We start from the raw sequence: 12,345 nt of genomic DNA on the forward strand, positions 1-12,345 counted from the left end.
TACGCACATTTCGCCATCCTAGGCGAGGCTGGTTGAGCTGAGTAGTACGAGTTTCGATCTTTTCCTCCGCTGTGGGCGGTGGCGCGATTGCGACCGAGGATAAAGAGTGTGGTTGGCTTTTCCCAATGGGATAAATCCCCTAGGCTGAGCAGGTGCCCAACTCACTGACCCGCGACTACGTCATCTCTGCCCGGAATCTCACCAAGCACTACGGTGACTTTGCGGCCGTCGATGACATCTCCTTCGATGTCCCCGCCGGGGAATCCTTCGGCCTGCTCGGCCCCAACGGTGCCGGCAAATCCACCACGATGCGAATGATTGGCGGAGTCTCGCAACGCACGTCGGGGGAGCTGACCATCATGGGGCTCGACCCGGAGCAGCACGGTCCGCAAGTCAGGGCCCACCTGGGCGTGGTCCCGCAGCAGGACAACCTCGACGAGGAACTGCGGGTCCGCGACAACCTCATTGTCTACGGCCGGTACTTCGGGTTGCCCCTGAGCTACCTCAAGCCCAAGGCCGATGAGCTGCTGGAGTTCGCCCAGCTGACCGAGAAGGCCAAGTCCAAGGTCGATTCGCTGTCCGGCGGCATGAAGCGCCGCCTGACCATCGCCCGGTCCCTGATCAACGAACCGAAGATCCTGCTGCTCGACGAACCCACCACCGGCCTCGACCCGCAGGCCCGCCACATCCTCTGGGACCGGCTGTTCCGGCTGAAGGAATCCGGGGTCACCCTGATTCTCACCACCCACTACATGGACGAGGCCGAGCAGCTCTGCGACCGGCTGGTCGTCGTGGACAAGGGCAAGATCATGGCGGAAGGGTCGCCGGCGCAGCTGATCCGCGAGCATTCCACCCGCGAGGTCCTCGAACTCCGGTTCGGCTCCGAACGCAACACCACTGTCGCAGCCGAGCTCCAGGGCATCGGCGACCGGCTCGAGCCGCTGCCCGACCGGGTGCTCATCTACACCCACGACGGCGAAGCGGCCCTCGAGCAGGTAGCCTCCCGTGGGCTGCACCCCATCACGTCCCTCGTGCGGCGTTCCTCGCTGGAAGATGTCTTCCTGCGCCTGACCGGGAGGAGCCTCGTTGACTAACCGACTGACGGCTCCCACCCCCCTGCGCGCCCACTCGCCGCAGGTCTCGGCGGACCGGGCCAAAAGGTTCGGCTCCTGGTACTACGCCGAACACGCCCTGCGGGTAATGAACGGGTACCGCTGGACCCTGATCGCCTACAGCGTGGGCAACCCGGTAATGTACCTGTTCGCCATGGGGATCGGCCTGGCCACTCTGGTGGACCAGAACTCCGCCGACGCGTTCGGTGGGGTCAGCTACCTCGCCTTCATCGCACCGGCCCTGCTCGCGGCGGCCACCATCATGACCGCCGCCACCGAGTTCACCTACCCGGTGATGGACGGCTTCAAATGGCGGCGGGTGTACTACGGTCCACACGCCTCCCCGCTGGCGGTGCACCAGATTGTCAACGGCTACATCATCGCGATCACGCTCCGGCTGGTGCTGATGAGCGCCATCTACTTCGGCATCGTCGCAGCGTTTGGTGCCTCGCCGTCGCCGTGGGGGTGGGCGGCCGTCCCCGTGGCCGTGTTATGCGGGCTGTCTTTCGGGCTGCCGCTGATGGCCTACTCGGCCAGCGTCGAGGAGGACAAGGGTCAGTTTGCGCTGGTGATGCGGTTCCTCGTCACGCCGATGTTCCTGTTCTCGGGCACCTTCTTCCCGCTGACTACCCTGCCGATCTTCCTGCAGTGGATCGGTTGGATCTCACCGCTCTGGCACGGCACCCAGCTGGGTCGGATGCTCACCTACGGCTACCCGGTCCCGGCCTGGCTGGCAGTGATCCACGTCGTGTACCTGGTGGCGCTCGCTGTCCTCGGCTGGCGCCTCGCCCGCCGCACCTACGAGCGGAGGCTGGGCAAATGACCGAGAACCTGACCCAGCGGTCTGGCCCGTCGTCGGCCCGGCCGCTGACCGACGAGGATTACCGGATCACCGCGCACGACCGGCGGTTCAGCGCCCTGTACTCCCGCAACGCCAAGGCAGTGATCGCCCGCGGGCTGCGGGCGACCAAGAGCAGCAACTGGCTGATCATGGTCTCGGGCTTCTTCGAGCCGGTGCTCTACCTGATCTCCATGGGTGTGGGGCTCGGCGCACTGGTGGGCGACGTCGTCGGGCCCGGCGGGGAGCCCATCAGCTACGCCGCCTACATCGCGCCGGCCCTGCTGGCCGTCTCGGCGATGAACGGCGCCGTGTACGACTCCACCTGGAACGTGTTTTTCAAGATGAACTTCGCGAAGCTCTACCAGGGGATGCTGTACACCTCGCTGGGGCCGCTCGACGTCGCGATCGGGGAGATCTTCCTCGCCCTGCTGCGCGGGGCCATGTACGCCACCGGGTTCACCGCGGTGATGGGCATGATGGGGCTGATCACCACGCCGTGGGCACTGCTGATGGTGCCGGCGTCGGTGCTGATCGCGTTCGGTTTCGCGTCCTTCGGGATGGGAATCACCAGCTACATGAAGACCTTCCAACAGATGGACTGGATCAACTTCGTGATGCTGCCGATGTTCCTGTTCTCGGCGACGTTCTACCCGCTGAGCGTGTACCCGCAGGGCATCCAGTGGTTCATCCAGGCGCTGCCCCTCTGGCATGGCGTCGAACTGCTCCGCCAGATCAGCGTGGGCACGTTCACGTCCGCTACGGCAATCCACATCCTGTACTACCTGGTGATGATCCTCATCGGGATGGTGCTGACCACCAGCAGGCTGCGGAAACTGTTCCTCAAATAGGTCTCAGCTCCCGGACCCGCCCCAAGGGGTTCCCTCCCACCGGGGCCCGGGAACATACTGGACCATGATTGGAAAATGGCAAGCCACAGTCTTCGATTGTCCAGACACCGATCGTCTCGCGTCGTTCTATGAGGACCTGCTCGGGATGATCAGGGTCCAGCACGACGACGACGGGTGGATCTCCATCGGCGACGCGCCGGACCGGCCCGCCCTCGGCTTCCAGCGGGTCGCCGACTACACGCCGCCCCGCTGGCCCAGCCAGGACCTGCCCCAGCAGCTGCACCTGGATGTTCGGGTCGATGATCTCGACATCGCCGAGGCGAAAGTCCTGGCCCTGGGCGCCGTGAGTATGAACTCGGGATCCAAAGCCCACCGGGTCTTCCTCGACCCGGCCGGGCACCCATTCTGCCTTGTCAGCTGGTAACCCAGGCCCTCTGGGCCGGTGCTTACGGTACGAGGGTTGCGTAGATCACGTAGTTGTCGTCAAACTCTCCGGTCTCCGGGTTGTAGCCGTCGCAGGTGATCAGCCGAAGCTCGGCGGCCTCAGTATTTCCGTACACCTCAAGGGTGGGGAAGTCGGCTTTCTGGTACTGCTCGCCGCGGTCGACGGCAAACACAGCAGTGCTCCCATCCTCACGGACCACATTGATCTCGTCACCGGCCTGCAGTGCTCGCAGGTCAGCAAACACGCCGGGGCCACCGCCGGTCGCATTGACATGGCCCAGCAGCACGGATGGGCCGCGTTCGCCCGAGGTGGGGGACTGGTCGTACCAACTCGCTGGCGCCCCAGGTCCATCGGGCGGCACCTCAAGGGAGCCATTGTCCCGAAGTCCGAGATGCAGCAGCTCGGATTCAGCGGCGATCGTGGGAATGTTGAACGACACCGGCTTGGACGCTTCAAGGACCGCGGGCAGCTCCGGGGAGGGGGCCGCGCTGGGCGCCTCTGACGCAGCCGCAGAGGTAGGTGCTGGGCTGGAGGGCGTCGCGGTCGAAGGTGCGGCAGAGGACGACGCGGACGAGCTCGGCGCGGCAGCCCCCGTGCTGTCAGGGGGTGTGTCGGCACCGCAGGCGGTAAGAATCAAAAGGGCGGCCGCCGCCGAGACCATGAAGCCTCGACGACGACCGTTGTTAGCGCTGATCATGAAATCAGACTATTCCTTTAGGCGCGGTCTGCAGCGTTACGGCGAACAACGTAGGTTCCGCCAGCGGCAGCAGCCAGAACGAGGCCACCTCCGAGGACGAGCATGCCCATGCTGTTTGAGCTGGACTGTGCAACACCGGTGTCGGCGCCGCCCTCAGGCATTTCGCCCATCTGTGAAGCGGTCACAACACCACAGAGTGCTGGTGAGGTGGCGCCCAGTGGAAGCGAAGGCTCGAGGTCCGAGGGGGCGTTGAAGGCCTCTTCGGAGCTTGAGGTTGCTGGATCGAGGCCGTGGATGACGACGACGGCGGTGCCAGCTTCGATGGCGTCGAGGGTCTCGGCGTTCATCTCGAAGGTGCGCTCGATGGAGTAGTTTCCACCCTGGCCGGCGAGCTCAAGGTTCAGGCCAGCAGCCGGGCTGGTGTCGCCGCTGGTGCCCAGAGTGGTCTGGATGCCGCCGTAGGAGGCTGCGCCTTCGGTGGTGGACAGGATGCCGTCGCCATCGGCGTCAGCGTCCATCGTGGGGCAAACACCCTCGGCTCCACCGTGGATGTGCTGTACGTGGGGGTACGGTGCATCCATGAAGGTTTCGGCCAGACCTGAGACCTGCAGGTTCACGGTCGCGGTCTTGTCATCGATGTCCATCGCGAACGAAGCGGTACCGGTGGTGCCGCTGAGCTGCTGGAAGTCGACGGTGTAGGAGCCGTTGGCGTGGTCGGCCATTGCTGGCGCACCGGCCATGGCAACCATGCCAAGGGCGAGGGTGGGGACTGCGAGAAGACGCATGTTCTTATTCATGTGGTTTTTCCTCCATAGAGCGAGTATTAGCGCGCAATCATCAGCACACATACCAATACTTCGGAGTGGTGCCGATCACGGATGGGTCGGGAATAGAACAAACTGTCGAGGCTGAACGTTCGCCAACGGTGGAAGGTCATTCCATCCCCGCCATGATTTGCGAGAATGGGAGGTATGAAGCCTCTTGGGAACCAGAAACCGTTCGAGACCGGCACCCCAGCGGGAGCGGGCCGAGGCCTGAGCCTGCGCATGGGCACGATCGGGATGAGCATCATGTTGATCGTCTTCCTGGTGGCCGTGGTCTTCGCCGCCAACCAGAACGACGTCGTCGGCTGGCTGGTCGCCATCATCTCCCTGGGCTGGCTCCTGGTTTTCAGCTTCGTGGTGTTCAGCCTCCGGACGGCCGCCCGCAATGCGGCGGCGCGGATCAATGAGGCTCAGCAGCAGTTCAACCGTGCCAACGGCATCCAGGATCCCACCGGGACCGGAGTGGTCGATGAGGCCACTCTGGCCCGCGACCTGAAACTGGACCACAGTTTCAAAATTGTGCAGGTTCAGGTACGGGTCATCCGGGACCACTTGGCCGCTGGAAAGTCCAGCGACGAGGAGACAGTGGGGCGGGCACTCGAAACCATCGAGATCACGTCGCACAATGCCCGGTCAATGATGAAGAAGAACGACGACGGGCCGGTAGAGGGCACTGTTGTCGACTGACCAAGGTAACCACCGCCCCTCCTTTTTTGCCCTCATTCAGCAGAGTGCTCGGGTAGGGTGGAGCGAGTGAGTTCCACTGCAGCATTGACAGCTTCTCCCGATGGCTTGTCCCACGCCGACGGATCATTCCTGCGCGTCGCCACCGTCAACGTCAACGGGATCCGTGCGGCCTACAAACGGGGTATGGCCGACTGGCTCGCGGACCGGGAAATCGACATCCTCTGCCTCCAGGAGGTCCGGGCACCCGACGACATCCTCAGGGGGCTGCTCGGCGATTCCTGGCACATTCTGCACGCCGAGGCTGAGGCCAAGGGCCGCGCCGGGGTGGCGATCGCTTCCCGGCTGGCACCGACTGCCACCCGCACCCATATCGGGGATGACTACTTCGCCACCTCCGGGCGATGGGTCGAAGCAGATTTTGATCTTGGGGGAGTGACCCTCACCGTCGTCAGCGCCTATGTCCACTCGGGTGAAGTCGACAGTCCCAAGCAGGAGGACAAGTACCGGTTCCTCGACGTGATGTCGGAGCGGCTGCCGGAGCTGCGACGCACCCGGGACCACACCCTGCTGGTGGGTGACCTGAACGTGGGTCACACCCAACTCGATATTCGCAACTGGAAAGGCAACGTGAAGAAGGCGGGATTCCTGCCGGAGGAACGCGCCTACTTTGACCGGTTTTTCGACGACGAGTTCGGCTTCGTCGACGTGCACCGCCGACTCGCGGGCGACGTCGACGGTCCCTACACCTGGTGGTCCTGGCGCGGGCAGGCGTTCGACAATGACACCGGGTGGCGGATTGACTACCACCTCGCCACCGAGGGCCTTGCCGCCGCGGCGGCCGACGCCGTCGTCGACCGTGCACCCTCGTATGACACGCGCTTTTCAGACCATGCTCCGCTGGTAGTCGACTACCGGCTCTAACGTTCAGGATTTTGTAACCATGACGACTACCACCCACGGGGCGCGGCAGCGGGTTCTCTCCGGCATGCAGCCCTCGGGCGAGTCTCTCCACCTGGGCAACTACCTGGGGGCCCTGGTGCATTGGGTGCGGATGCAGGACGAGTATGAGGCGATCTACTTCATTCCCGACCTGCACGCGATCACCGTGCCGCAGGAACCGGGCGAGCTTGCAGAACGCACCCGCCGCACCGCTGCGCAGTACATTGCCGGCGGCGTCGACGTCGACAAGTGCACCCTGTTCGTGCAGTCCCACGTGCCTGAACATGCCCAGCTTGGATGGGTGCTGAACTGCATCACCGGGTTTGGCGAGGCGTCGCGGATGACCCAGTTCAAGGACAAGTCGCAGAAACAGGGCGCCGACGCGGCGAGCGTGGGTCTGTTCACGTACCCCATCCTCCAGGCCGCTGACATCCTCTTGTATCAGCCGGAGGGGGTGCCGGTGGGGGAGGACCAGCGGCAGCACGTCGAACTGAGTCGTGACCTGGCGCAACGGTTCAACTCCCGGTTCGGTGAGGCATTCGTGGTGCCGAAGCCCTTCATCCAGAAGGAATCGGCGAAAATTTACGATCTGCAGAACCCCACGGCGAAAATGTCCAAGTCGGCAAGCTCGGCGACAGGACTGATCAACCTGATGGATGATCCGAAGGTGACAGCCAAGCGCATCAAGTCGGCGGTCACTGACACCGATACCGAGATCCGCTTCGATAAGGAAGCCAAGCCCGGCATCTCGAACCTGCTCACCATTTACTCGATGCTCACCGGCAAGACCATCGACGACGTCGTCGGGGACTTCCAGGGGCGGATGTACGGGCACCTGAAAACCGAGTTGGCAGACATTGTGGTGTCACATCTCGAGCCGATCCGTCTTCGCACCGAGGAGCTGCTCGCCGATCCAGCCGAATTGGACCGGCTCCTGGCTCGCGGTGCCGAGAAGGCGCGCACCATCGCCTCAGCCACCCTCGCTGACGTGTATTCAAAGGTCGGGTTCCTCCCACCGCTGGGCGGAGCGCGCTAACTGTATGGACCAGTCGATCAGCTCCGCCACCAGCGGCCACCAGCAGGCACGGGCCGGTGGAATGACCGTGCCGGAGGCCGCTGGCCCCTCGCAGAGCTGCGTTGGCGTGGTGATCGCGGTCCCTGAGCCGTTGGCTGCGGAGCTCGGCCGCTGGCGCGCGTCCTTCGGCGATCCGATGGCGGACCTGATCCCCGCGCACATCACCCTGGTGACAACCACTCCGGCGACCGACTGGGATGCGACCATCGAGCATGTCCGTGAAGTGGCCCGCGGACAGCGGGCCTTCACCGTGACGTTGAGAAGCACTGGAACGTTCAGACCCGTCTCCCCGGTGGTGTTCCTGAACCTGACGGACGGCTTCGATGACTGCGTGGAGCTGCACACCAAATTGCAGCGAGGGCCACTGGAGCGGGCGCTGGAGTTCCCTTTCCACCCGCATGTGACGGTGGCCCACGATGTCAGTGTGGCGAGCCTGGACGGTGCGGAAGCCCAGTTGAGGGGGTTCGAGGCGTCCTTCATGGTCCGTACCATGGGGTTGTATGAGCACGATTCGTGCGGTATCTGGCGACTGAGGGAAGAGCTAAGCTTTGGCCAAGATCAAAACCAGGGCGATCACCCCGGCTGAGACCGACTACTATAACGAGCCGCGCCCGGCCGAGCTAGCCCACCTCAAGCTGAAAGTGATCGACGCCCGCCGCGATCTGGGCAAGGTGAAACGGCGCGGCGGTACGGGTCTGCCCCTGATCGTGGCGACCATCAACTACCTCCTCGCGCGGACCTTCGTACTCCGCCCGGTGCGGGTGTTCCATCTGTACACGGTTCGGCGTGGTCCCCTCATGGCAGCGGGCATCGCCTACCGATTGTTCTTTTCCATGGCATCACTGCTACTCGCCGGTTTCTCGATTCTGGGTCTGGTGGTCACCGGAAACGCGCCGTTGCAGAACCTGATCGTCGAAACGGTGAACTCGGCGGCACCGGGCATCCTCAAAATGGAGGAGGACGGCCCCGGCCTCGCCACCCCCGAGCAGCTCTTCAGCGCCGGGGAGGGCCTGACCCTCACCCTGATTGTCTCAACCATCATCACCGTGATCACCGCGCTTGGTTGGATTGCCGGTGTCAGGCAGGCGATGAGGGGCATTTTCGCCCTCCCTCCTGTCCCCGGGCACCCCCTTCTGATCCGGGTCAAGGACCTGGGGACGCTGCTCGTGTTGGGGGTAGCGATGATCGTCACCACAGTGGTCGGTCTGGTTGCCAACACCCTCCTGGACGTGGTGTTCGACTGGCTGGACTTCGGCGACACCGGGCGGCCCTTCACCCAGCTCGCAGGCATAGCCGTGATGCTGATCCTGGATTTCGCCGTGGCGGTGATTCTCTTCCGGAGGGCCTCGGGAATCGACCAGACGCGACGCCTGCTCATCCAGTCATCACTGATCACCGCGGTCGGAAGCACCGTGCTGCGGACCTTCAGCACCCTGCTCCTGGGCAGCGTCGGTGGCGGCAACCCGCTGCTGGCGCCCTTCACCGTCGTCGTCGGATTGTTTGTCTGGTTCTTCCTGCTCAGCCAGGTCTATCTGCTGGCCGCGGCGTGGGGCGCCATTGGCGCCGCGGACGCCGAGGCGGGGCTGGCTCCACGACATGGTCGGTCCCTGAAGCAGCGCAGCCGTGTCGCTGGGCGGCGGAAAGACCAGCGAGTCCGGGACGCGGGACCAGACCTCGCTCACCAAAAACGTCGGCCCGGTCACGCTGGGTAGCGCAACCGGGCCGACGTCGTCGATCACCGCCGTTGTCGATCACCGCCGAGGACGGGTCGGGACCAACTAGATCTTGCGGCTCAGAATGGCCTGCTTGACCTCAGCGATGGCCTTGGTGACCTGAATGCCACGGGGGCAGGCTTCGGTGCAGTTGAACGTGGTCCGGCACCGCCACACACCTTCCTTGTCGTTCAGGATCTCGAGGCGCATGTCGCCGGCGTCGTCGCGCGAGTCGAAGATGAACCGGTGGGCGTTGACGATCGCCGCTGGGCCGAAGTACTGGCCATCGGTCCAGAAGACCGGGCAGGACGAGGTGCACGCGGCGCACAGGATGCACTTGGTGGTGTCGTCGAAGCGTTCCCGCTCCTCGGAGGACTGCAGGCGCTCCTTCGTGGGTTCGTGGCCGCGGTTGACCAGGAACGGCATGACCTCGCGGAAGGACTGGAAGAACGGTTCCATGTCGACAATCAGATCCTTCTCCACGGGGAGGCCCTTGATGGGTTCCACCAGGATGGGCTTCGACGTGTCGAGGTCTTTCAGCAGGGTCTTGCAGGCCAACCGGTTACGGCCGTTGATCCGCATGGCGTCGGAGCCGCAGACCCCGTGGGCGCAGGAGCGGCGGAAGGTGACTGTGCCGTCATGCTCCCACTTGACCTTGTGCAGGGCATCGAGCACACGGTCCGTGCCGTACATGGTCAGGTTCCACTCGTCCCAGTGGGCCTCGTCCGAGACCTCCGGGTTGTACCGGCGGACCTTGAGCGTGATGTCGAACGTCGGGATTTCCCCGCCGCCACCGATTCCCGGCGCGAGCTCGATCTTGGAGGCTGGTTCTCTTTCGACTGTTTCAGTGCTCATTAGTACTTACGCTCCATGGGCTGGTAACGGGTAAAGACAACCGGCTTGGTCTTCAGACGCACGCCGGATGTTTCGGTGGCCGTTGGATCTTTGTAAGCCATCGAGTGGGTCATGTAGTTCTCGTCGTCCCGCTCCGGGAAGTCTTCGCGGAAGTGGCCCCCGCGGGATTCCTTCCGATGCAGGGCGGCGGCGGTCATGACCTTGGCCATGTCGAGGAGGAAACCCAGCTCGACGGCTTCCAGCAGGTCAAGGTTGAAACGCTTGCCCTTGTCCTGGACGGTGACGTGCTTGTACCGCTCCTCGAGACCATCGATGACGCTGAGTGCCTCCAGCAGGGTCTGCTCGGTGCGGAACACCTGGACGTTGGCGTCCATGATGTCCTGCAGTTCCTTACGGATCTGTGCTACCCGCTCGCCACCCTCGGAGCTGCGCATGGTGTCCAGCAGCGACTGGGTTTCCGTGAGGGGGTTGTCGGGGATCTCGATGAAATCGGCGGTCAACGCGTATTCAGCCGCGTAGATCCCGGCGCGCTTGCCAAACACGTTGATGTCCAGCAGCGAGTTGGTGCCCAGCCGGTTCGAGCCGTGCACCGATACACACGCCACCTCGCCGGCAGCGTACAGGCCCGGCACCACCGTGTCGTTGTCCTGGAGCACCTCCGCCTTGATGTTCGTGGGGATGCCACCCATGGCGTAGTGGGCGGTGGGGAACACGGGGACCGGCTCGGTGTACGGCTCAACCCCCAGGTAGGTCCGCGCGAACTCGGTGATGTCCGGGAGCTTGGCGTCGATGTGAGCGGGTTCCAGGTGAGTGAGGTCCAACAGGACGTAATCCTTGTTGGGGCCGCAACCACGGCCTTCCCGCACCTCGTTGGCCATGGAACGGGCCACAATGTCGCGGGGCGCCAGGTCCTTGATGGTGGGGGCGTACCGCTCCATGAACCGCTCACCCTCGGAGTTACGCAGGATTGCACCCTCGCCGCGGGCCGCCTCCGAGAGCAGGATGCCCAGACCGGCCAGACCGGTCGGGTGGAACTGGAAGAACTCCATGTCTTCCAGGGGGATACCGCGGCGGAAGGCGATGCCCATGCCGTCACCGGTGAGGGTGTGCGCGTTGGAGGTGGTCTTGTAGACCTTGCCAACGCCGCCGGAGGCGAAGATGATCGACTTGGCCTGGAACACGTGCAGCTCGCCCGTGGCCAGATCGTAGGAGACAACCCCGGCAACCCGCGTCTGCAACTTGGTCACGCCGTCGACAGTCACTTCCTCCTGGACGGTGAGGAGGTCAAGGACGTAGTACTCGTTATAGAACTCAACGTTGTGCTTGACGCAGTTTTGGTAGAGCGTCTGGAGGATCATATGGCCGGTGCGGTCAGCCGCGTAGCAGGACCGGCGGACCGGGGCCTTGCCATGGTCTCGGGTGTGACCGCCGAAGCGACGCTGGTCGATCCGGCCTTCGGGGGTGCGGTTGAACGGCAGGCCCATCTTTTCAAGGTCGAGCACGGCGTCAATGGCTTCCTTCGCCATCACCTCAGCAGCGTCCTGGTCAACCAGGTAATCGCCACCCTTGACGGTGTCGAAGGTGTGCCATTCCCAGTTGTCTTCTTCAACATTCGCCAGGGCCGCGCACATGCCGCCCTGCGCCGCGCCGGTGTGGGAGCGGGTCGGGTACAGCTTGGTCAGTACTGCCGTCTTCGCGCGCTGACCGGATTCGATGGCTGCGCGCATACCGGCACCGCCAGCACCCACGATTACGACGTCGTACTTGTGGACCTGCATACGTGTTGTTCTTTCTGTTGGTACCGAACGGCCGCGCCGGCGGCCAGAAGCGTCGAGAGCCCTACGGGGCCGGGCAGTATGGCGCTACATGCGCCACGCCGTCGATCACGGGGCACGGATCGAAGGTGAAAATCACCAGGGTGCCGAGCACGATGATCACAACGGTGGAGGCGTAAAGAACGCTCTTGAGCCAGAACCGGGTGGAGTCCTTTTCGGCATAGTCGTTGATGATGGTGCGAACACCGTTGGTGCCGTGCAGCATGGCCAGCCACAGCATCACCAGGTCCCAGATCTGCCAGATGGGACTTGCCCATTTGCCTGCGACGAAGCCGAAGTCGACACCCTTGATGCCGTCGCCGTCGATCAGCGAGGTCCACAGGTGGACGAAGATCAGTACCACCAGGATGATGCCGGAGACCCGCATGAACAGCCAGGCCACCATTTCGAAGTTGCCCTTGCTGGCACCGGTGCGGGTGTACTCGGGCGCAACGCGTCCGGAGCGGGGACTTTCAATTACTGGGTTAGTCATGGC

General features: G+C 63.9%; 14 protein-coding genes. 9 read left to right on the forward strand and 5 right to left on the reverse strand.

What is annotated here, in order from left to right:
- The first annotated feature begins 164 nt into the window (after window positions 1–164).
- From ABD059_RS07755 to ABD059_RS07770, 4 genes are all read left to right on the forward strand, one after another.
- Window positions 165–1,094, forward strand: coding sequence for an ABC transporter ATP-binding protein (locus ABD059_RS07755; protein ID WP_343879174.1), 930 nt, complete (start codon window positions 165–167; stop codon window positions 1,092–1,094).
- Window positions 1,087–1,935, forward strand: coding sequence for an ABC transporter permease (locus tag ABD059_RS07760; RefSeq protein WP_343878823.1), 849 nt, complete (start codon window positions 1,087–1,089; stop codon window positions 1,933–1,935). The genes ABD059_RS07755 and ABD059_RS07760 overlap by 8 nt, the downstream gene beginning before the upstream one ends.
- A complete protein-coding gene (locus tag ABD059_RS07765) occupies window positions 1,932–2,801 on the forward strand; it encodes an ABC transporter permease (protein ID WP_343878824.1) in 870 nt (289 codons plus the stop codon). Before ABD059_RS07760 ends, ABD059_RS07765 begins: the two co-directional genes overlap by 4 nt.
- Window positions 2,802–2,865: 64 nt before the next feature.
- Window positions 2,866–3,225: a VOC family protein gene (locus ABD059_RS07770; RefSeq protein ID WP_343878825.1), complete on the forward strand. Its 360-nt coding sequence runs from the start codon at window positions 2,866–2,868 to the stop codon at window positions 3,223–3,225.
- Window positions 3,226–3,247: 22 nt separating this feature from the next.
- On the opposite strand, the gene ABD059_RS07775 is transcribed toward ABD059_RS07770, so the two are convergent.
- The gene (locus tag ABD059_RS07775; RefSeq protein ID WP_343878826.1) at window positions 3,248–3,943 is read right to left on the reverse strand and encodes a class F sortase; all 696 of its coding nucleotides are present in this window, start codon (window positions 3,941–3,943) and stop codon (window positions 3,248–3,250) included.
- A 17-nt stretch (window positions 3,944–3,960) separates the two neighbouring features.
- Window positions 3,961–4,740, reverse strand: a complete 780-nt coding sequence (locus ABD059_RS07780) for a CHRD domain-containing protein (RefSeq protein ID WP_343878828.1) — start codon at window positions 4,738–4,740, stop codon at window positions 3,961–3,963.
- 174 nt (window positions 4,741–4,914) lie between these two features.
- On the opposite strand from ABD059_RS07780, the gene ABD059_RS07785 reads away from it, so the two are divergent.
- From ABD059_RS07785 to ABD059_RS07805, 5 genes are all read left to right on the forward strand, one after another.
- Window positions 4,915–5,454 carry a hypothetical protein gene (locus tag ABD059_RS07785; RefSeq protein WP_343878829.1) on the forward strand — a complete coding sequence of 180 codons (540 nt, stop codon included), beginning with the start codon at window positions 4,915–4,917 and terminating at the stop codon, window positions 5,452–5,454.
- An 84-nt stretch (window positions 5,455–5,538) separates the two neighbouring features.
- Complete coding sequence (locus ABD059_RS07790; RefSeq protein ID WP_377959646.1) at window positions 5,539–6,375, forward strand: exodeoxyribonuclease III; 837 nt, start codon at window positions 5,539–5,541, stop codon at window positions 6,373–6,375.
- 19 nt (window positions 6,376–6,394) lie between these two features.
- Window positions 6,395–7,429: a tryptophan--tRNA ligase gene (gene trpS, locus ABD059_RS07795; protein WP_343878831.1), complete on the forward strand. Its 1,035-nt coding sequence runs from the start codon at window positions 6,395–6,397 to the stop codon at window positions 7,427–7,429.
- A 4-nt stretch (window positions 7,430–7,433) separates the two neighbouring features.
- On the forward strand, window positions 7,434–8,054 hold the full coding sequence (locus ABD059_RS07800) for a 2'-5' RNA ligase family protein (protein WP_377959639.1): 621 nt from the start codon (window positions 7,434–7,436) through the stop codon (window positions 8,052–8,054).
- Entirely contained in the window at window positions 8,017–9,180 is a 1,164-nt protein-coding gene (locus ABD059_RS07805; protein WP_343878832.1) for a YihY/virulence factor BrkB family protein, read from the forward strand. Before ABD059_RS07800 ends, ABD059_RS07805 begins: the two co-directional genes overlap by 38 nt.
- A gap of 66 nt (window positions 9,181–9,246) precedes the next feature.
- On the opposite strand, the gene ABD059_RS07810 is transcribed toward ABD059_RS07805, so the two are convergent.
- The 3 genes from ABD059_RS07810 to ABD059_RS07820 all read right to left on the reverse strand — a co-directional run bounded on the left by ABD059_RS07810 (window position 9,247) and on the right by ABD059_RS07820 (window position 12,342).
- Window positions 9,247–10,035, reverse strand: coding sequence for a succinate dehydrogenase iron-sulfur subunit (locus tag ABD059_RS07810; protein ID WP_019483694.1), 789 nt, complete (start codon window positions 10,033–10,035; stop codon window positions 9,247–9,249).
- Entirely contained in the window at window positions 10,035–11,813 is a 1,779-nt protein-coding gene (gene sdhA / locus ABD059_RS07815) for a succinate dehydrogenase flavoprotein subunit (protein WP_343878833.1), read from the reverse strand. Before sdhA ends, ABD059_RS07810 begins: the two co-directional genes overlap by 1 nt.
- A 61-nt stretch (window positions 11,814–11,874) precedes the next feature.
- Window positions 11,875–12,342: a succinate dehydrogenase hydrophobic membrane anchor subunit gene (locus ABD059_RS07820; protein WP_343878835.1), complete on the reverse strand. Its 468-nt coding sequence runs from the start codon at window positions 12,340–12,342 to the stop codon at window positions 11,875–11,877.
- Window positions 12,343–12,345 lie beyond the last annotated feature (3 nt).

The organism is Arthrobacter flavus (assembly GCF_039526005.1).
Classification (GTDB): domain Bacteria; phylum Actinomycetota; class Actinomycetes; order Actinomycetales; family Micrococcaceae; genus Arthrobacter_D; species Arthrobacter_D flavus.